General features: G+C 66.2%; 27 protein-coding genes and 1 pseudogene. 27 read left to right on the top strand and 1 reads right to left on the bottom strand.

Going from position 1 to position 17,462, the window contains the following annotated elements:
- Positions 1-8: 8 nt before the first annotated feature.
- Positions 9-1,298, bottom strand: a complete 1,290-nt coding sequence (locus ACLLJJ_RS33705) for an ISL3 family transposase (protein WP_434596753.1) — start codon at positions 1,296-1,298, stop codon at positions 9-11.
- Between the two features lie 333 nt (positions 1,299-1,631).
- Here ACLLJJ_RS33705 and ACLLJJ_RS33700 point away from each other — a divergent pair, with 333 nt between their 5' ends.
- From ACLLJJ_RS33700 to ACLLJJ_RS33570, 27 genes and pseudogenes are all read left to right on the top strand, one after another.
- On the top strand, positions 1,632-1,973 hold the full coding sequence (locus ACLLJJ_RS33700; RefSeq protein WP_434598177.1) for a hypothetical protein: 342 nt from the start codon (positions 1,632-1,634) through the stop codon (positions 1,971-1,973).
- Entirely contained in the window at positions 1,970-2,770 is an 801-nt protein-coding gene (locus ACLLJJ_RS33695) for a hypothetical protein (protein WP_434598175.1), read from the top strand. The genes ACLLJJ_RS33700 and ACLLJJ_RS33695 overlap by 4 nt, the downstream gene beginning before the upstream one ends.
- Positions 2,751-3,407 (top strand): hypothetical protein, encoded by a 657-nt coding sequence (locus ACLLJJ_RS33690; RefSeq protein ID WP_434598173.1) that lies wholly within the window; start codon positions 2,751-2,753, stop codon positions 3,405-3,407. The genes ACLLJJ_RS33695 and ACLLJJ_RS33690 overlap by 20 nt, the downstream gene beginning before the upstream one ends.
- The gene (locus ACLLJJ_RS33685; protein ID WP_434598171.1) at positions 3,404-4,090 is read left to right on the top strand and encodes a hypothetical protein; all 687 of its coding nucleotides are present in this window, start codon (positions 3,404-3,406) and stop codon (positions 4,088-4,090) included. Before ACLLJJ_RS33690 ends, ACLLJJ_RS33685 begins: the two co-directional genes overlap by 4 nt.
- A gap of 77 nt (positions 4,091-4,167) precedes the next feature.
- Positions 4,168-4,980, top strand: a complete 813-nt coding sequence (locus tag ACLLJJ_RS33680) for a hypothetical protein (RefSeq protein ID WP_434598168.1) — start codon at positions 4,168-4,170, stop codon at positions 4,978-4,980.
- A 745-nt stretch (positions 4,981-5,725) separates the two neighbouring features.
- A complete protein-coding gene (locus tag ACLLJJ_RS33675; RefSeq protein WP_434598166.1) occupies positions 5,726-6,595 on the top strand; it encodes a hypothetical protein in 870 nt (289 codons plus the stop codon).
- A 33-nt stretch (positions 6,596-6,628) separates the two neighbouring features.
- Entirely contained in the window at positions 6,629-7,081 is a 453-nt protein-coding gene (locus ACLLJJ_RS33670; protein WP_434598163.1) for a hypothetical protein, read from the top strand.
- A gap of 15 nt (positions 7,082-7,096) precedes the next feature.
- Positions 7,097-7,342 (top strand): hypothetical protein, encoded by a 246-nt coding sequence (locus ACLLJJ_RS33665; RefSeq protein WP_434598161.1) that lies wholly within the window; start codon positions 7,097-7,099, stop codon positions 7,340-7,342.
- A 267-nt stretch (positions 7,343-7,609) separates the two neighbouring features.
- The gene (locus ACLLJJ_RS33660; RefSeq protein WP_434598160.1) at positions 7,610-8,062 is read left to right on the top strand and encodes a hypothetical protein; all 453 of its coding nucleotides are present in this window, start codon (positions 7,610-7,612) and stop codon (positions 8,060-8,062) included.
- A gap of 85 nt (positions 8,063-8,147) precedes the next feature.
- Entirely contained in the window at positions 8,148-8,375 is a 228-nt protein-coding gene (locus ACLLJJ_RS33655) for a hypothetical protein (protein ID WP_434598158.1), read from the top strand.
- A 175-nt stretch (positions 8,376-8,550) separates the two neighbouring features.
- Positions 8,551-8,811: a hypothetical protein gene (locus ACLLJJ_RS33650; protein ID WP_434598156.1), complete on the top strand. Its 261-nt coding sequence runs from the start codon at positions 8,551-8,553 to the stop codon at positions 8,809-8,811.
- 181 nt (positions 8,812-8,992) lie between these two features.
- On the top strand, positions 8,993-9,124 hold the full coding sequence (locus ACLLJJ_RS33645; protein ID WP_434598154.1) for a hypothetical protein: 132 nt from the start codon (positions 8,993-8,995) through the stop codon (positions 9,122-9,124).
- A 77-nt stretch (positions 9,125-9,201) separates the two neighbouring features.
- Positions 9,202-10,176, top strand: a complete 975-nt coding sequence (locus ACLLJJ_RS33640; RefSeq protein ID WP_434598151.1) for a hypothetical protein — start codon at positions 9,202-9,204, stop codon at positions 10,174-10,176.
- On the top strand, positions 10,173-10,655 hold the full coding sequence (locus ACLLJJ_RS33635) for a hypothetical protein (RefSeq protein ID WP_434598149.1): 483 nt from the start codon (positions 10,173-10,175) through the stop codon (positions 10,653-10,655). Before ACLLJJ_RS33640 ends, ACLLJJ_RS33635 begins: the two co-directional genes overlap by 4 nt.
- Before the next feature lie 37 nt (positions 10,656-10,692).
- Complete coding sequence (locus ACLLJJ_RS33630) at positions 10,693-10,914, top strand: hypothetical protein (protein ID WP_434598147.1); 222 nt, start codon at positions 10,693-10,695, stop codon at positions 10,912-10,914.
- An 80-nt stretch (positions 10,915-10,994) separates the two neighbouring features.
- On the top strand, positions 10,995-11,498 hold the full coding sequence (locus ACLLJJ_RS33625; protein WP_434598145.1) for a hypothetical protein: 504 nt from the start codon (positions 10,995-10,997) through the stop codon (positions 11,496-11,498).
- Between the two features lie 2 nt (positions 11,499-11,500).
- The gene (locus tag ACLLJJ_RS33620) at positions 11,501-11,809 is read left to right on the top strand and encodes a hypothetical protein (RefSeq protein ID WP_434598143.1); all 309 of its coding nucleotides are present in this window, start codon (positions 11,501-11,503) and stop codon (positions 11,807-11,809) included.
- 2 nt (positions 11,810-11,811) lie between these two features.
- Positions 11,812-12,114, top strand: a complete 303-nt coding sequence (locus tag ACLLJJ_RS33615) for a hypothetical protein (RefSeq protein WP_434598141.1) — start codon at positions 11,812-11,814, stop codon at positions 12,112-12,114.
- Between the two features lie 2 nt (positions 12,115-12,116).
- Complete coding sequence (locus ACLLJJ_RS33610; protein WP_434598139.1) at positions 12,117-12,491, top strand: hypothetical protein; 375 nt, start codon at positions 12,117-12,119, stop codon at positions 12,489-12,491.
- Positions 12,488-12,679, top strand: a complete 192-nt coding sequence (locus ACLLJJ_RS33605; protein ID WP_434598137.1) for a hypothetical protein — start codon at positions 12,488-12,490, stop codon at positions 12,677-12,679. Before ACLLJJ_RS33610 ends, ACLLJJ_RS33605 begins: the two co-directional genes overlap by 4 nt.
- A gap of 44 nt (positions 12,680-12,723) precedes the next feature.
- A pseudogene (locus ACLLJJ_RS33600) lies at positions 12,724-13,390 on the top strand (transposase); the annotation flags it as partial.
- Between the two features lie 34 nt (positions 13,391-13,424).
- Positions 13,425-14,351, top strand: coding sequence for a hypothetical protein (locus ACLLJJ_RS33595; protein WP_434598135.1), 927 nt, complete (start codon positions 13,425-13,427; stop codon positions 14,349-14,351).
- Positions 14,352-14,610: 259 nt separating this feature from the next.
- Positions 14,611-14,808: a hypothetical protein gene (locus ACLLJJ_RS33590; RefSeq protein ID WP_434598133.1), complete on the top strand. Its 198-nt coding sequence runs from the start codon at positions 14,611-14,613 to the stop codon at positions 14,806-14,808.
- A 136-nt stretch (positions 14,809-14,944) separates the two neighbouring features.
- Positions 14,945-15,259 (top strand): hypothetical protein, encoded by a 315-nt coding sequence (locus ACLLJJ_RS33585; protein WP_434598131.1) that lies wholly within the window; start codon positions 14,945-14,947, stop codon positions 15,257-15,259.
- Between the two features lie 47 nt (positions 15,260-15,306).
- Positions 15,307-15,597, top strand: coding sequence for a hypothetical protein (locus ACLLJJ_RS33580; protein WP_434598129.1), 291 nt, complete (start codon positions 15,307-15,309; stop codon positions 15,595-15,597).
- 122 nt (positions 15,598-15,719) lie between these two features.
- The gene (locus ACLLJJ_RS33575) at positions 15,720-16,202 is read left to right on the top strand and encodes a single-stranded DNA-binding protein (RefSeq protein ID WP_434598126.1); all 483 of its coding nucleotides are present in this window, start codon (positions 15,720-15,722) and stop codon (positions 16,200-16,202) included.
- A 1,037-nt stretch (positions 16,203-17,239) separates the two neighbouring features.
- Positions 17,240-17,389: a hypothetical protein gene (locus tag ACLLJJ_RS33570; RefSeq protein ID WP_434598123.1), complete on the top strand. Its 150-nt coding sequence runs from the start codon at positions 17,240-17,242 to the stop codon at positions 17,387-17,389.
- Positions 17,390-17,462: the final 73 nt, after the last annotated feature.

The following is a 17,462-nucleotide window of genomic DNA, read 5'->3' as shown; positions in this document are numbered from 1 at the left end:
CTTCGAATTTAGTGGGGGTGCTGCTCCCGTCGGGCTCGCCGGGTTGTAGCGCAACGTGAGCGCAGGCGTTGGTTGGCGCGGTTGCGGAAGCCGAAGGCGTTGCGGGCTTCGAGCTTGATGAGGCGGTTGTTGCCTTCGCTGGCGGCGTTGGTGATCCCGGTCGTGATGTACGCCTCGATGCCGTCCCACCAGGTGTCGATGGTCTCGGCGAGGGTGACCAGTTCGGGGAGGTGGGCGTGGTCGGCGATGTGGGTGTTGAAGCGGTGGCGGGCGGCGGAGATCGCGGAGCGGTCAGGGTGGGTGTGGGTGTGCTTGAAGGCCAGGCGGAGCAGGTCGCGCAGAAGTTCCTTGGCCTGCCAGCCGGCGTATATCTGCCGCCCGTAGGTGCCCATCTGGTCCAACTCGGTGTTCAGAATGGTGAGTTGGTCGGGGTTGAGGTCTTCCTTGTTACGGCGCAACAGCTTGCGGACGGTGTAGATGCCATCGCCCTTGCGGGCCCGGCGGCCGTGCTGTTTCCAGGTGAGGCGACGGCGCAGGTCGGCGAGGTGGCGTTGGGCGAGCTGGACGATGTGGAAGCAGTCGACGACCACGACCGCATCGGGCAGTGCGGTGCGCACGGCGGCCCGGAAGGTCGCGCACAGGTCGATGGCGACGTACTTGACGTGCTGTTTCCAGTGTTCGGGCTGGAGGGTGAGCCAGGCGGCGACGCAGGCGGCGTTGCGTCCCTCGACCTGGCCGAACAGGCCGCGTCCGCCGATGGCGTCGACGAAGCCGATGTGCCAGGCATCCGCGAGGAGTTCCCACTTGCCGGTGTCCGGGTTCTGCTTCCAGACCGGCTTGCCGCGCCGGGTCTCATCGATCCCGACCGCCTCGGTGGCCTCGGGCTCGGCAGGCAGGGCGGTGGCGGCGAAGGAGATGAAGCAGCGGTGGACGACCGGCCAGGAGAGCCCCAGATCGCGGCCGGTCTGGACAATGGTGCGGCCGCCGTCGACCACCGCCGCCCCAGCCGCCCGGCGCAACGTGATCGTCGTCCGCATTCCGGCAGTAACCTGCGGTATCTGCTCGGTGAACGAGCCGCGCTCGCACCGGGTTTCGGCGCAGTACCAGCGGGCCTTGCGCCAGTGGACGGCCACGGGCCGGCCCCCGCAGGGCAGGTGCCTGGGCCGGGTGGTGCGGTAGTCCTTGAGCCGGGTGGCGAACACCCCGCAGCCAGGACAGGCCCGCGCGGCCGGGTCGGCGGTCACCACGTGCACCAGGCTGCCGCCCGCCCCGTCGTCCACGACGTTCACCACACTCACCCCCTCTACCCCCAGCAGGCGCGTCGCCGCCGCGTTGATCTCTGTATCGTTGATGGTCGAGCCCGCAGGTTCTTCTTGATCCGTTGTCTAGACACCAACCATGATCACGAAGCCCTGCGGGCTCTTCACATCGGGGGCGCCACACCCGACTAAACGTCACGCTGCGTAGCCATCGCGGCCGTTGGCACTCACCGCACCCCCACCAAGCTCGAAGACCCACTAAAGGTCGAGCCCGGCGACGAGTAGCGAGTGCAAGCCTCCCCCATGCGACATTCGGCGGGTTCGACTCCCGGGCCGGGCACCAAATGAATTCCAACAGCAGGGAGACCTGAAATGTTCGGCGACGACATGCCCATGCATACCCGCAACGGCGTGCGCATTGTCAGCGGAGTGCAACTGCACAACACCTACGACAACGAGCCGGTGACCGTCGCGCCGGGCCCATGCGCCCGTCACTGCACCCCGTACCGCAGACCAGACGCCGACGGCATCACGCGTCCCACACGGTCGGTACACGCCGACGGGACCGACCGCTACGTCAACGTGTGGGAGGGCTACCACCACGTGGTCGTGCGCACCGGCCCTACCGGTGTGTGCCGTTACGTGCACGCGTCGGAACTGACGACAGAGGAGTGGTCCGGGCAGTTGGCCGTAAGTAAGGAGGGAAATTCGTGAGTGGGCACGGAAGTAAGCGTGCTGTGCGTGAGCTGATCATTGAGACCCTGGAAAAGGAGGGACGCAATCCCCACGCGTACAACATCGCCGGAATCATGCGCGACGCTTTCTACGACCGGGGGCCCGGGTACGGCTACGGGGCGGAGAGCGAGGAGCATTGGCACGCGGCCGTCAAGAAGTACCGACGAGCCTTCGGTGTCGGTGACCTGGTACGCGTGGTCCTAGAAGTCGACGGGCAGACCGAGTTCCACTACGGCACGGTCGCGCAGTTCCGGAAGGCCAACGGGGGCAGCTACCGGGGCACGCCGGTCAAGCCGCACTCCGTGTATGTCGAGCTGGAGCACCACGCGAGTTACGGGCGGACGGTTCCGCTCGACGAAGTCACCCCGATCCTGGACGACTTCGAGTTCATCTGGGACGCCATCGAGGTCCACCGGGGCGCCTTCGGCCCGGCCGGAATGCTGTGGTGCATGGGCTGCCCGCGTCCTTACCCGAAGCCTGCCGACGTGAAGGTGATCCACAAGGCGACGGGCCTGAAGACGCAGTTGTGCAAGGAGCACAACAACGAGGAGCAGTGGGCCCGGCTCGGTCACAGGCCGATGTGGGACGCGCGTGGGTGCCGAGAAGAGATCCAGGCGCTGGTGCGGAACCCCGGGGAAATCACGGGGCCCGCCGACGATGCCGACGCTTGTGCGCTCCGCCAATTCGCCGACGCGTTCCCGTACCTCGTGCCGGAGAAGGCGGCCGAGTTGTACGCACAGTGGAAGGAGGCGCAAGGTGCGTCGGTCCCTGCCTGAAATCCGGGTCCGTATCCAGCACGCGGATGAGCCGGATGCCTACCCATGGTGGGAGTTCGACACCAAGGACGCAGCCGAAATCCGCGAGTGCCGAAAATTCCCCTACATCGTCGAAATCCTGGACGAGGCCGGCCGACTGCTCGGTGACATCTCGAACCTGGTCGCCGGCCCCGGCATCGAGGGCACCTACCGCTCCCCTTGGGACATCCCGGATGAGGCGGTGGCCTACTACGCCGTCGACTGCTGGACGTACGCGTGCGGCATCGAGCCGGGCACGTTGTTCCGCCTCGTCGGAGCCGTCTGCCGCGTGATCGGCGCCGAGCACATCTCCCAGGGCTACGGCGATATCGGGTACGCGACCGGCTTCCTGATCTGCCAGGACACCGGTGGGCACGCCCCGATGCGGATCAACATGCGGCACGCCACAGAGCAGGTGCTGGAGCTGACGGCGCCGAAGTGCGCCATGCCCGACTGCCACGCCTGGGCCACGCACACGTTGGAGAGCGAAAACCCCGACCCGCTCCCGTACGAGCCAGAGTGGGAGTGCGAGCACCTGTGCGGGCCGTGCGGCATGGACTACGTCCAAACCAACCGAATCAAGCACCTCAACGGCGTGCTCCTGAAGGGAATCGTATGAGAACAGAAGTCCAGGGCTGGAAGCTCGTGCAGGCCAGGCGCAGCAAGTGGCGCGGCAAGTACGACGGGGTGTTACTCGGCGAACGCGACGGTGAGTGGGTCGCGGGCCGGATGTTCACCGGCACGAGCATGCGGGACGGGTTCGGCGAGAACGGCGAGTGGTGGTACGCGACCTACTACGACCTCACCACGGAGCACGAGGCGTACCGGGCCCTGCGTGCGGTGCGTGAGTACATCCGGCTGTCGAAGGATGCCGCGGACTGCTGGGACGGCCTTTTCGACCAGCGGGCCGGTGAGGCGATCGACCGGCACTGGGCCCAGCGCGTGCCGCTGGACGAGGTGCACGACATGTCGGCGCTGTGGGTGCGCCCCGGCCTCCCAGGCGTCGGTGACATCCGGAGCGGCAGCTACATGCTGCCCGCGGTGGAGGCGAAGTACGACCTGCTCCAGCTCATGCGACGTTCGTACCGGGTGGGCGAGGCGTTCCGCGACTCGAAGCAGTGCAAGACCGGCTCGGCCCTGCACAAGGCGTACGAGGCCGCCATCAGCGCGGCTGGCCCGGTGAGGCTGACCGTGGACGGCGACCACTTCTCCCTGTCGTACGACGGCAGCTACAACGACGGCGACGAGCACTGGATTCGCACCCGCCGCAAGCCGCACCCGGACCGGAAGACGGGCATCTGATCGTGCGCTGTTCCACTGACTCCTCCTCCATCACCCCCACGGATGACCCGTGTGACGGCAACGCCACACACATGCTGGTGGGCTCGATTCGCGACGGGGAGAGCGGCACGCGAGAGCCGTTCATCGACCCCGTGTGCAAGCCCTGTGGAGAGTCCTACGTCCGGCGCCCCGCGCTCAAGGCTCGCATCGTGCCGCTGCGCATCTACACTCCGACGCCAGAGTTCAAGGACATCGCCGGAGGGCACCGGCTGGTCGACCACCCTTTCCACGAGGCGGCCTGCCACGACTGCCTTCTGCTGGGGTCGGTGGAGTACTTCCGGCAGGGGCGGGACAAAGGCCTGCACGGCTGCGCGCGCCGGCCCGAGTCCGTGAACAGCCACGTGCTGCCCAAGCCCGACAACGACCAGCCCTTCACGCTCAACGAGCTGGCCGGCCTCTGGTGGAGGTACACGACCCACGATGTCGGCATGGGCATCGAGGACTGGTGTCCGATCGCGAACCACCCCTGCCTGGCTGCCACGTTCACCTTCCGCGACCGCGAGTACGGACTGCGGCACTCCCAGGACGGCACCTACGTCTGGGCCGAAAAGCTGGAGAACCGGGGCCGCATGCGGCCGGATGAGATCAACGTCGAATATCGGGAGACCTACAAGCAGGTCGTCTTCCGCGTCCACGGCCTGGAGAACAAGTACGGGAGTCCGGACTTCATCACCTGGACCCCCGGCCGTGAGGGCGTCATGGCCTACGCCGCCGAAGGCCAGCTCAGATCGGTGCTGCGCCTGACCGGTCTGACCCGCCCCGGTGACCCGCTGGCCGAGGTCACCGACGCCGTGTGCGACACGTTCGGCGCCATCGCCCAAATCAAGTTCCAGGAGCGCATCTATGAGTAACGGAAACCTCCCGCCCCCATTCCGCAACTAGCCCGAAAACGAGGAAGAGACCCGCTTCAAGGTCTACACGGACGCACCCGGCGACGACGACGGCTTCCTGTACCAGGGCATCGTCTACGAGACGGCTGACCGCAACTGGGTCGCCGACTGGACCGGCCGCGGCATCGAGTCCATTGCCTTGCCCGGCTTCGCGACCAAGGAGTACGCGGCCTCCGCCCTGTACTAATACACGCCGCCAGCCCAGTCCTTCGGCAGTCGACCGGCCGGCAAGCTCCTGGGAGTGGCCGACGAACTCAAGATCGACAAGTCCGTGTGCGGCAGCTGCACCAAGAACGGCTGCGACTGCGAGGGCTACAACCGAGTCGCCGAGCGGTTCGGCATTACGCAGTCGTACGAGGTCCAGCCGTCGCTCATCCCTCGGCACGGCGTGCTCGTCTCCCTGATGCCGATGAAGGACAGAACACGTGGGGTTGCGGCAGCGGGATCGGCTACCTCCAGCAGCGCGACGACGGCCGCTACGACGTCCGCGTGGGCCCACAAGTCGCTTGGTACCGCGCCGAAGCCGGAGACCGGCATGTGGGCGTGCCTCCAGGCCCGACACCGGCACGAAGTTCTACGAGCGATTCGTGGAGGGGTTCGAGCCGCACGAACACCCCATCCACACCGTCCCCGAGGACAGCTGAAATCAGAATCGGCGACTCGCCGACATCCAGTTCAGCGACCGCATCTACGAGTAGGAGCAACTGTGACTGACCCGATGTACACCGACTTCACGCTCGTGGCTGAACCGCTCCTCCGGATCGCGTACGACACGGCCGCGATGCTCGGCCCTGAGTGGCATGTCGAGGCCATCTTGAGTTCCGCGATCGTGGTGCACCGCATCGGTTTCCGTGTCTGCCTGGACGACGGCACCGATCGGGTCTTGCTGACCGCGCACATGTCGATCAGCACCGACAAGCGCAAGCCCCTGGCGGACGTGACTGCCGAGGTCGAGACCGCCGACGACCAGGCCACCGCCGTGCGCCGGGCGGTCGAGGCCATCCGCACCGAGATCCTGCCGCACTTCGGACGCGAGGACGCTGTGGCCGGCCTGTGCGTGCTGTCTCTCCCGCTGCGGGACGCTGGCATTCCCGCCATCGCTCACGGCGGCACCTACAACACGTTCATCGAATACAAGCCGGAGCTGCTCAACGTGTCGATCCGGGAGTACGAGGAAAGGGAGCGACGCCCGCTCGGGGTGAGCATCACATCCACGGGCGCCGACGACACCCGCGTGGAGATCCGTATCCCGCACCTGCCCCTCCATGAGGCCGCACGTATCACGCAAGGCGTCAGGCCGAGCATCAGCACCCTCATGCGGGGCTACAAGGAGCTGCCGGAGGAAGTTCGCGGCGAGGTCGCCGCCACGTTCCCGGGCCTCACCGCGACGCACGTCGTCAGCGACGTACCCAGGTACACCGACCTGAAGGACGAGAGCGGCGTCCTCACCATCCGCCACGCCCTGACCGTGAAGCGGGTCGATAGCCAGAACCACGGCCGAACGTGGGCGGCCGTCTGGCTGCGCGGGGCGACCGTCGCGCAGGCGTACACGGTCCTGAGTGCCTACGCCTCCTAACTCCAGCGAACGAGAGCCGAGAGGAACACAGCCATGAGCCTGGCGGCAATCAAGCGACGGATTCGCGAGGGGCAGCGGGTGACCGTGGTCAACAACATGCACCCTGTCCTGTCTGGGGAGCGCACGGTGCATGCGGTGCAAACCAAGGGGCTCAGGACGATGCCCGAGGGCGAGGGCACCCCATGGTTCGTGGCGTGGCCGCGCAAGGGGGAATGGCGGGTCGAGGGGGACACGCTGCATTTCGTCGACGTCAAGAACCCCGACAAGATTTTCGTCTCCTACACCTTCCACTTCGAGACCGAAGACCAGACGGAGAGCGACAGCGCATGCGAAGAAGAGACGTCGGTCCGTACGCGCTACCGCCTGACATGGCAACGCACGGGAACGGAGAAGTCCCACACCGAGGACTGCATCGTTGGCTCCGCGCAGATGACACGGCCGGGTGACCCCGAGCAGCTCCTTCGCACGATGCTCGCCAAACGGTGAATGCCAATCGGGCAGATGGAGCCGGAGAACATCACGCTCCAGGACGTCGTGCCGGTATGCAACTGCGAGAACTCCGAGCTGTCTTCGCTGTGCGACTTCGCCGAGGACGGCGGGTACCGCTTCCACCTGGAGACGTCCAACTCGTACGCGGGGTGCGAGATCGTCCAGGACCGGGCCAGCGGCAGGATTCTGGGCATCGTCAGCAACACCCTCAGCGTCGAGTTCCTGACGCTGGTCCGCGAGAAGTACGGCCACCAGTAGCAGCAAGGACGCAACAGAAATCCGTGCGGCTTGCCGACCGGCAGCCGCTTTTTTCATGCCTGGATATGGGGAGGCAGCGTGACGCACATCAAGTCCGGCGACGAGCTGGTACCGCGGGGAGGGGCGTTCGAGCCGGTGGCGGACTACACGTTCCTCTCGCCGTACTTTCGACGTCGAGGGTCCGAACGGAGAGACCGTTCACGTCATCACGTGCACCGGCATGAGCACCGGCAAGATCCTGCGTGTCTACTGGAAGGAAGCGGAGAAGTGAGCCTGGCTCGAACGGTTGAAGTGGTCTGGTACTACCGGGACCCGCGTGGCGGCCCGGGGCAGGACGAGACCGCGGAGCGCAAGACGGACGTGGTCCTGCTGGAGAAGTACGCCGACGAGCACAACATGTCACTGGACGTGTTCGGCGAGGTCCGTCGCTCCCTGGCCGTGAAGTACTTCGGAGAGAGCCTCAAGGGCAACAACATCTTCGCCGACAGGGTCACGAGCGTCTGCAACTGCGAGTCGACCGAGGCGTGCGAGTACGCCGAGTTCGACGGCCACCGGTTCAGCCTCAGCGACGGCTCCCGCATCGGCAGCATGACGATCCGCGAGAACGTGCCGAACCCACACGAGGGCTACCCGAACTCCAAGCTCGGAGTGGAGAACGTCAAGAAGCACTGGGCCGAGCTGACGCTGGCCGCGATCATCGAGCAGGAGGGGCACCGGTGAGCGACGTGCAGGAGCAGCAGGAGCACCTGGCGAAGATGCTGCGGATGTCGGCATCGAGAAGCTCACCGCGCAGAACATCGAGAAGGTGTGGGTCCGCATCCGGATGTGGGAGGACGCCGTACGGTGCTCCCGCTGGGACATCGAGGCCGACGAGCGGCAGTTCACAAGGCCTGAGGAAGTCCGAGAGAACGTCGGCGTGGCCGCGGCCGACGGTACGAAGAAGCTGACGGACGCCCAGTTCGACAGGCAGCTCGCCCACAACGTTCGGGTCGAGGCCCAGAAGTCGTACGCGTCCCTCACCCGCTTCAACTGAAAGGACCGCGATGAACGAGCTGTACGACGAGAAGGACCTGGCAGGACGCCTACCAGGCCGCGGAGGAGAGAGGCTTCGACGACATCGACGTCCGAGAGCAGGGCGGCGGCGAACTGGCCGCCACCGTTGCCGGGTCCTACACCCACAACAAGGTAGGCCAGGACGAAGAGGTGCTGTGGCCGCGGTGAAGGCCGCCGGCCAGCTCTGGGCCCGCTGGGACCCCGAGCAGTTCGAGAAACTGCTCGCCTCCTACGAGGACCTGGCGGAGGACAACCTGGAGAAGCTGATCGAGCAGCACCTCCAGGAGATATACGACGGCTTCCCGATCGAGCACGCGAATGACGTCGAGAAGCTCTTCAAGGAGTACGGGCCCAGGGAGGACGAGGTCTTCGGCCAGGAGAACGGGCGCGTCTTCACCTTCAAGAGGAACCCCTGACCGATGAAGATCGCCGTTGTCAGCTCGGACGCGCTGCTCACCACGGCGTGGAGCAGCCTCCACCACATACCGCTTCCCGCACCGAGCGATTTGGCAGGATCTCGTGCGGTCCCACCGCCTGCTCAAACGACTACAGCAGGCGCACCAGGAAGAAGGCAGCGCAGAAGAGTGGCAGTCCGCGATGAGGATCATCACTGGCGCAGCCGCAGCACGGGCCAGGATCAGCTCCAGCTATATCGAGAAGATCCGGGAGCTCGCTGCCGACAAGACGTACCTGATCGACAACGGGCTCTGCCACGAAGACGAGCGGTAGAACCAAGGACACCACAACGACTCGGCGGCTCACCAATTCTGGTGGGCCGCTTTTGTTATCCCTAGAAGGAGTTCCGCATGACCATTCACATCGATGAGACCGGCCAGACTGTAGAGCCGGGCCAGGAGTTCACCATCCCGAGCCTGAACTACACCCTCACCTACATTCGCACCGACGGCGACAACCTGATCTTCCGCGACAGCGCGGGCGAGTTCACGAGGCCGATCCGGCAGAAATACCTGGCGGAATACGGGCACCGCCTGTCGAACACCGGCGAGAGTGTCGGCGACAACCCGGACTTCAAGACGTTCTCGCCCAGCACGTTCACGTTCAAGTGCGCCGACTGCAAGAAGACCGCTCCGGTAGCCGCATTCCGCGAGATCAACTGCAAGCCCGACGCCACGGACCTGGCGCTGCTGATCTCCACCCAGTCCGGGGAGGCGGGGCGGCCCGGCTCGTGGGACGGCCCCGGCGTGGCGATGGAGCTGGCCGATGGTTCCTGTCGGGTCGACGGGCTCGTTGCCACACTGGCCGCATTCGGTCTCGACACCCTGCTCCAGGCCGAGGATTCCGATGCTCACCGTGCCGCCTTCCATCACGTCGAGGTAGGCGAACAGGGAAACCCCGACTACACCGACGCGATCCGCCGCCTCGGCCCGGTCGACACCGGCCAGAAGGATCTGCTGCCGAAGATCGGGACCGGGCTGCCGCGGACCGACGTCATCACGTACCTCGACTCCGACGGCAACCCCGACACGGAGCTGTTCATCGACGGCGTCAAGATCGCATACCCGCTGCTGCACAACATTCACAAGCACACCATCGACGGCGGCCGGTCCGGTGAGGACCACGCCTGGGCGTGCTCTATGTGGCAGCAGGCGGACGACCCCAGCCTTCCCGCCGCGGTCCGCGCCGAGTTCGCCTCCACGCTCGCGCACACGCGCCACGACTGCACGAGCGAGTGGGAGAAGTGCGAGTCCTGCGAGAACTGCGGCGACGAACCGTGCCCCGTGATCACCGCCGCCAACAACACCGAGGAGACCTCCAAGTGAACGACACCCTGATCCCCATCGCCGAGATCCGTGCCGCGCAGAACAAGCGCCTGGAACTGCTCGGTCTCAACCCGGTGTCCGAGACCGAGTACGAGAACATGCACCACCACTCCGGCGACGACTTCATGACCGAGTACCGCTACAACCGCCGGGGCACTGCCGACAGGGTCGTGGGCACCGTCACCGAGTGGGTCCGCGTCGGCAAGTCCGTGGAAGCGACGAAGCACGAGGTCCGCATCGGCGGCGCGAACCCGGGCACCTACACCGTCATAGAGATGCCCCAGGACACCTACGCGGACTGCCGGATCATGCTGGACGGCAAGCACATCGGCCACGCCGCGACGCTTCTGCGGGCGCACTACCTGGTCGAGCGGCACTTCGTCTACGGCACTGTCGAGCACCACGAGATCATGGACCGGCCGATGTTCATGGAGCACATGGGCGACGGCCTCGACATCCTGGTGACCGAGGGGCCCTGACTTCGACGTCGACCAGTACCCCGACGACGGCTCGTTCATGTTCACGTACGTCAACGACTACGACCCGTGCCGCGGTGAGTACTCCTACCTCGTCAACGACAACGAGGCCATGGCCACCGCGAACTGGGCCTTCATCGACGACAACGAGGAAGATCCGGCCGAGTGGCGGATCAAGTCCATCGACTGCCACTCCGGCGAGCCGGCCGTCGCCTACTGCTTCAACGACGCGCGGGTGCCAGTCGACAAGGACGCTACCTGAACAGCCGGACCGCTTCTGTCCGCCCCCTCGGGGGCGCGGCGGTGGCCGCCCGACCAGCACGTAGCGACGAGAGGACATCCGTGACCAGCAAGACCCAGGCACCCGCGCTCGACGGCGTGAACTGGCGCAAGTGCGCCTCCGAGCTGCCCGGCCGCTACAAGTACAACGTCGGGATGCTCAAGCCCGAGGAGACCACCAGCGGGCTCGGCTACATGGTCGACTGCAACCAGAGCGAGACGAAGTGGGCCGCGTACCGCTACACCGCCGACAACTCCCAGTGGTGGGCCGCGCACGGCGACGGCAACCCGCGGGACCTCGTCGCCCGCCTGGAAGTCGCCGACGGCAAAGACTATGCCGCCGTACAGCAGATCGACGACCGCACCGCCGCCTTCGAGCAGCTCGCCGCGATCGACTGGAACAACGTTCCCGTCGCGGCCGGCGACCACCACGTCTCATGCCTGCTCGCTGGCAAGGTCCGCGACTTCAAGGACTACTACCAGCCCGAGCACACGCACCTGCGCTCGACTGTCGAGGGCTGGCTCACCCGCTACTCCGCCGCCCACGCCTACCGACCGGAGAACTGACCATGGCCCGACAGCTCTGGACCACCGCCCATCTCCGCGCCGGCGACCTCGCCGAGAACGACGTGATCTCCACACCGGACGGGTGGAGGCTCGTCACCGAGGTCTGGCTGGAGGAACACGAGTTCGAGTTCTACGAGAACTACCCCGACGCCAAGGAGGAGTACGGCAAGTACTTCCACGGGTCCGAGCTTCACGCCCTGCTGACCCTCCTGCGCACCGACGAGACCGGACAGATGGGGGAGTACTTCTACCCGCTCGGCTTCCTGGACCTGGTCCCCATCCAGATCCCGGCCGACACCACCAAGGAGTGATCATGACCCGCTACACCCTCGTCGAGCACGAGATGCTCCCGAACTTCGTCGTCGCCGCCCGTGTCACCCCGAAGCTGGAGGCCAAGGCCGAGCAGCACATGGGTGTGATCTTCGACGACTACGCGAAGGCCGACACCGCCGCGGACGAGATCAACGACTGGGCCTGCGTTCAGGCAAACGGCGCCGAGCCGATCTACCCCAACCGCACCGCACACCTGACCGGATTCTCCTCCAAGTGCTCGATCGACGGCTGCCGCCTCTACATCCCGCTCGCCACCCCCGACACCGCCACCGAGGAGAGCTGAACATGAATATCCCCGTTTTCCGCAGCCGCTACGGCGGCTCGATCCAGTGGCGCGGCGGCAAGCAGCACCTCGCGGACCCGGCCGTCAACCACGGCTACCACCACATCGTCGCCTGGCACATCCTGCTGGGCTCGCACGCCTACTACATCATCGACCGCTGCGCCGAGGCGAAGACCGCCGGTGCTCCGAAGGAAGTCTTCTCCTTCGACACCATCGACCGCTTCCAGCCGACCGAGCGCAAGAGCTGGAAGCACTGGGGCACATTCGGCGGCACCGACCAGGTCTGCGAAATCGTCGAGAACATCGTCGCCGAGCTGAACCGCCACACCAAGGCCCTCTCCACGCACCGCGCCGCCATGAAGGGAGCCGGCCGATGAGCCCGATCGAGCTGCGCACACTGATCCATACCGCGTTGAACAAGAAGGCCGGCACACAGTACGGCGATATCCTCACCGTCGAACAGATCCCGCCTGTGCCCGGCGAGCCGGTGCGCCTGCGGGTGCAGGCGCCGGACCCGATGGGCACGATCCGCACCCACCTGATCGAGATCAGCGAGGAGAGCTGACGCCGCCTGCTTCCGTCGCCCCTGGCCCGGTGTGGTCGGGGGACTCCGGCGCCTACGGTGCCGAGCTCGCCCGGGTGCTGGCTGCCGCCGGTGTCACCGTCGTGGACGTGACCGTCTGGACCGCAAGACGCGGCGGTTGAAGGGCAAGCCGACCCGATCGACGCCTACGCCGCCGCGGCGGCCGTGCTGTCCGGCCGGGCCACCGGCACACCGAAGAGCCGGGACGGCGTGGTCGAGGCGGTGTGGGTGCTACGGACAGCCCGCCGCCACCAGGCCCTGGACGCCCAGATCGGCCCGCCGGTCAAGCAGGCGGCCCCCACGCTGCTGGAGCTGTTCGGCGTCGGCCCCGAGACAGCCGGCCAGCTGCTGGCCTCGGCCGGGGACGACCCCGAACACATGTGGTCTGAGGGGGTGTTCGCGCACCACGCCGGTGTCGCTCCGATCTCGGCCTCGTCCGGCCGCACCCACCGTCAGCGCCTCAACCGCGACGGTGACCGGGCCGCGAACAACGCGCTGCACACCATCGTGCTGGTCCGGATGCGCTTCGATGAACGCACCCGTGCCTACGTCGAACGCCGCACCAAGGGTGGGCTGTCCAAGAAGGACATCATGCGCTGCCTCAAGCGATTCGTCGCCCGCGAGATCTACCGCGCCCTGACCAGCACACCGGCCACGCAAATCACTCAAAACGACCTCGCTCCAGCTACTTGACAGCTATAGGAGCATCCCGAGAACGGAAAATCCGATGAGCGCCAGGCTGTACGACGGGCTGCGACTGACCGCGCACGCGCCCGACCTCTTCGAACTCACCCGCGTGATCTCCAAGCACATGCGCGAGGTCTTCCGCGAGCTGGCTGTACCCATCATCGCCAGGAACGTCGCCCGCGTCGTCGACGACGCCGAGGTACGCGAACGCGACATGGGCGGCCCCCTGCACAACTACCTCGTCTACCGGGCCCGGAAGCTCTGGCTCGACGAGCAGGCCGGGCTCGATGACCGCATCACGTTCCACGACCCGCTGCGCTTCAGCATCGTCTTCGGCCAGGTCGACGACGACTACGGCACGCGCCGGCTGGCGTACCCCTTCGCCGGGAACCGCGCGTACACCGACGAGCTCATGGCTCTCGAAGCCAACGGCCGGCCCTTCTTCGTCGACTACCACTACCAGAACCAGGCTGACCGACCGAAGGAGATCCGGAAGGACGAGTGGAAGCGCCGGCGTGACGACTGGAACCATCTGCTCGACGCCGACGACCGCGAGACCGACGGCACCTTCGGACATCTCCCCGGCTGGCAGCTCCCGGACAGCATTGAGGGCGTCTTCGACGCCGTGCTGCTCGGATACGACGGCACCGACGTCGATCTGGACGTGCACTGCGCCGTCGAAGACCGCATGCGCCGGGCACTCAACCGGGCGGTAGTCCTCGACCTGGATCTCGACGAGGTCAACGGCATCAGCAGAGTTCTGACCCGCAACAGGCGTATCGAGCGCGCGATCGAGCTCTACCTGAGCACCGCCGGCGGAGCAGCGATACCGCGGCCCGCGCTGTTGCCGGATGCCCGACACCTCGACATCACAGTCAGCGAGCTGCCGCCGGTCTATGAGCCTCCAGCTGAAGCCGTTGCCCGGATCAGCGAGCTGTATCGCGAACAGGCGCTGGCTGGTGACTGATCTGGATCGACGCAGTCGATCCGGAAGTAGATCTGCAGGGGGCATCGGCATCCCCCTCGCCCACGGGCGCGATCGCTTCGTGGGCCCTGCGGCAGGTCAAGGTCAAGACCGAGCGCCTCGCCGACGACTTCGCGGCCAACGCCGGAACGCACGGCGCGAACTCCCCCGACCTTGGCGCCGCCTGGGGCATGACCCGCCAGGACGCACGCAAGCGCTGGCCCCACCCGGTCAGCACCGAGGCTGTGAGCCCATCCTGGTGGTGAATCGCCACCGCCGCGAACCGCAAGGTCCAGGAGGCAGCCGAGGACCTCACATACGACACGAGCGAAGAGGCCGCTGCCGCCGCCGGCGCCTGACGGCCGAGCAGCGCATCGAGCGGGCCCTGGCGCTGCTGGAGGGTCAGGACACCGACCTGGCCGCCCGGCTGCGCGCCGTACTCCAGGGGGACCAGCCGTGACCGCGAACCGCCACCAGCCTGCCGCCCATGCCTTATCGCTTGTGCTTCAGGCCCGCGGAGCATGTGAAAGCGGAGGCATCAGCTGATCGCGCCCGTCGGCGTCCACAACCCACATCACGAGAAAAGCGAGACCACCATGGCTGAGTCCACGACCACCGTGAAGCACGACGTCACCGTCGCCTTCGGCTGCATCGAGCTGACTGGAGCGCTCGTGCACGACAACGAGAACCGTGTGCTGGAACTCGAAAACGCCGAGGGCCCCGAGCCCATCTCGATCAGCCTGCAGGGCTACGGTCTCACGCCCGAGCCCGGGAACGTCTTCATCAAGGACTGGTCCGAGCACTCTGGCCTGACGGCTCGCCTGGCGCAGGCAGGTCTGGTGACGCCCGTGCACGCACTCACCGTTGGGCCTTACCGCTCGACGGCCTACGAAGTGCAGGTGACGCTGTGAGGACTCCCGCCCCTGAGTTCCTCGTAGGCGCTCTCATCATCCTCGCAATGGTCCTGGTGTTCTGGCTCACCACCGCAACACTCCACCGGGCCAAGATCGCGGATCTCGAACACTCGTACCGGCTTGCTTGCGAGACCGGCGACACCTCTAGAGCAGGCCAGGTAGAAACCGAGCTGCGGGACATCCGAACATCACGTGGGGGTCTGGTCGGGGAAGTGGCCGGTAAATCAACGAAGAACGCGAGTCTGATCGGCGAAGCCGATTCGGGACCCGGAATGACGAAGCATTCGATCAGCGCAGCTGATTCGGATGAAGCATTGAAAGAGAACATCATCTGATCGGCGAAGCCGATCCGGATGGTGGCATGACAGACAAGTGAATATCTCAGCCCAACCCACCCAACTGCGCGCGGACGACGACATCGATCCGGGCGCTGTGCTGTATTCGAGGAGAAGAACTCATGTCGAACCCCCGCAACAACGGACAGCTCATCGGCCGCCTCGCGAACGACCCCAAGGTCTTCGAGAACAAGGACGGTTCCAAGAAGGTCCTCTTCACGGTCTTCACCGACCGCGCCTACACCAACGCGCAGAACCAGCGCGACTCGGACGCCGTACCCGTCGAGGCCTTCGTCCGCGCACAGACCCAGGGCTTGGGCCCCTACGCCAACATCCACAAGGGCGACCTCGTCGCCGTCGGCTACACGCTCCGCATGGACCGGTACTCCAAGGGTGGCGAGCAGGTCTTCGACCTGAAGGTGATCTCCGAGGACATCACCTTCCTGGAGCCGCGCTCCGTGACCCAGGCCCGCCTGAACGAGCGCGTGCAGAACGCCGAGGCCCAGAACCAGGCCCTGCAGGCCCAGACTCCCACCCCGGTCGCGGCTGCCGCTCCGGCCGTCGCGCACGCCAGCGCCGTGGACGAGCAGCTGCCGTTCGGCTGAGCCAAGCCACCACAAGCCACAACTGAATACCGAGAACCGAATACAGCGATCCCCGGTGATGGAGTCTGCCCCGTTCCGTCATAGGGGATCTCCGTTTTCGCTGAATCTCATGTCGCCACGAAGGGGATCAGCGCAGCTGATCCGGATCTGGCAATGAATAACATCCTTGTCACGTCTGGAGGTCACTCATGAGCGCCGTCGCCATCTTGCAGGAGACCCTACCGTTCGACTTCGCGGAACACTCCGCTCGACAGCGAAGAAGACCGCCTGGCCGACCAGGAGCTGTGCAAGGGCTACCTGTGCCGCCGGGCCGGCGCATTCGGCTCTGGCCGCCAGGCGGTGCAGCCCGTCACTTTCGAGGAATTCCGGTCAGCCGCACGGCGGTTGGCCCAGCAGACTGCCAACGGCCTCGTAGTGCGGAGACCGCCGTCAGCAGACCCGCCACAGACTTCTGCACGGAGCGGTTCGAATCCGCAGTGCGCCGACTGATCCCGGCGTGCGCCAGTGGGCACACCGTGCAGACCGACCGCGGAACAGGTTCGATTCCTGAGCGCTGCAGCTGATCCCTGCCGCGCGTCCCTGGAGATCTCCGCGGCTCCGGCTTCCCCAGCACCCCGGTGCGCGCTCCGCCTTCGGGCAGTAGCTGCGCCGGGGTGCTGTGTTTTTTCTTCTTCGTGGCTCGCCCTGCTCGTCCCGTGAAGGCAGTGAGCACAAAGGATCAGCGGAGCTGATCCGGATCTGGCGTTGAAGAACATCCTCGTCACGTCAGGAGCCGAGCCATGAACTGCCCGAACTGCACCATCGACATGGAGTCGAACGCCCACGGCGTCCGCGCCAGCAAGAAGGCCAAGAAGGCCACGCACACGTGCTCCGAGTGCGGCTACAGCGAGACACGCTGAGCGGCTCCTCCTTCCATCCGACTGCGATCTCGAAAGAGACCGCGCTCTGCGCCGAGTTGGCCAAGGACGCATCCCCCGGAAACTCCCCATGTCCTCTACCGCTCCACCGGACGCCACCTGCTGTTCGGCAGCAAGGGCGTGCGCCTGCTGCTCGCCGGCGACCGGGTCGCCGTGCGCGACCCGCATCCCGATCGCGCCGAGCAGATCGCACCTTTCGTGGCTGGCGTCGTCGTCGGCTCACCCGTCGTCCGGTGCTTGCTGCGGCACCCGACAAGACCGGTGTTGTGACAGCCGCCGACACCGCCGCCTTGGTCGCGAACTCCATCCGCCTTCCGGGGACCTGATCTCAGCCCTGGCACGA

It is taken from the genome of Streptomyces sp. A5-4 (genome assembly GCF_051131715.1).
In the GTDB taxonomy this organism is placed as follows: domain Bacteria; phylum Actinomycetota; class Actinomycetes; order Streptomycetales; family Streptomycetaceae; genus Streptomyces.
The sequence above is the reverse complement of the archived record's forward strand: the minus strand, read 5'-3'. Positions and strand labels throughout refer to the sequence as shown.

Coding starts and splice junctions, on each gene's coding strand:
- ACLLJJ_RS33700 (WP_434598177.1), top strand. CDS start 1,632: ATGTTCGGCGACGACATGCCCATGCATACCCGCAACGGCGTGCGCATT.
- ACLLJJ_RS33685 (WP_434598171.1), top strand. CDS start 3,404: ATGAGAACAGAAGTCCAGGGCTGGAAGCTCGTGCAGGCCAGGCGCAGC.
- ACLLJJ_RS33670 (WP_434598163.1), top strand. CDS start 6,629: ATGAGCCTGGCGGCAATCAAGCGACGGATTCGCGAGGGGCAGCGGGTG.
- ACLLJJ_RS33665 (WP_434598161.1), top strand. CDS start 7,097: ATGGAGCCGGAGAACATCACGCTCCAGGACGTCGTGCCGGTATGCAAC.
- ACLLJJ_RS33645 (WP_434598154.1), top strand. CDS start 8,993: ATGAGGATCATCACTGGCGCAGCCGCAGCACGGGCCAGGATCAGCTCC.
- ACLLJJ_RS33640 (WP_434598151.1), top strand. CDS start 9,202: ATGACCATTCACATCGATGAGACCGGCCAGACTGTAGAGCCGGGCCAG.
- ACLLJJ_RS33630 (WP_434598147.1), top strand. CDS start 10,693: ATGTTCACGTACGTCAACGACTACGACCCGTGCCGCGGTGAGTACTCC.
- ACLLJJ_RS33620 (WP_434598143.1), top strand. CDS start 11,501: ATGGCCCGACAGCTCTGGACCACCGCCCATCTCCGCGCCGGCGACCTC.
- ACLLJJ_RS33615 (WP_434598141.1), top strand. CDS start 11,812: ATGACCCGCTACACCCTCGTCGAGCACGAGATGCTCCCGAACTTCGTC.
- ACLLJJ_RS33610 (WP_434598139.1), top strand. CDS start 12,117: ATGAATATCCCCGTTTTCCGCAGCCGCTACGGCGGCTCGATCCAGTGG.
- ACLLJJ_RS33605 (WP_434598137.1), top strand. CDS start 12,488: ATGAGCCCGATCGAGCTGCGCACACTGATCCATACCGCGTTGAACAAG.
- ACLLJJ_RS33595 (WP_434598135.1), top strand. CDS start 13,425: ATGAGCGCCAGGCTGTACGACGGGCTGCGACTGACCGCGCACGCGCCC.
- ACLLJJ_RS33585 (WP_434598131.1), top strand. CDS start 14,945: ATGGCTGAGTCCACGACCACCGTGAAGCACGACGTCACCGTCGCCTTC.
- ACLLJJ_RS33580 (WP_434598129.1), top strand. CDS start 15,307: ATGGTCCTGGTGTTCTGGCTCACCACCGCAACACTCCACCGGGCCAAG.
- ACLLJJ_RS33575 (WP_434598126.1), top strand. CDS start 15,720: ATGTCGAACCCCCGCAACAACGGACAGCTCATCGGCCGCCTCGCGAAC.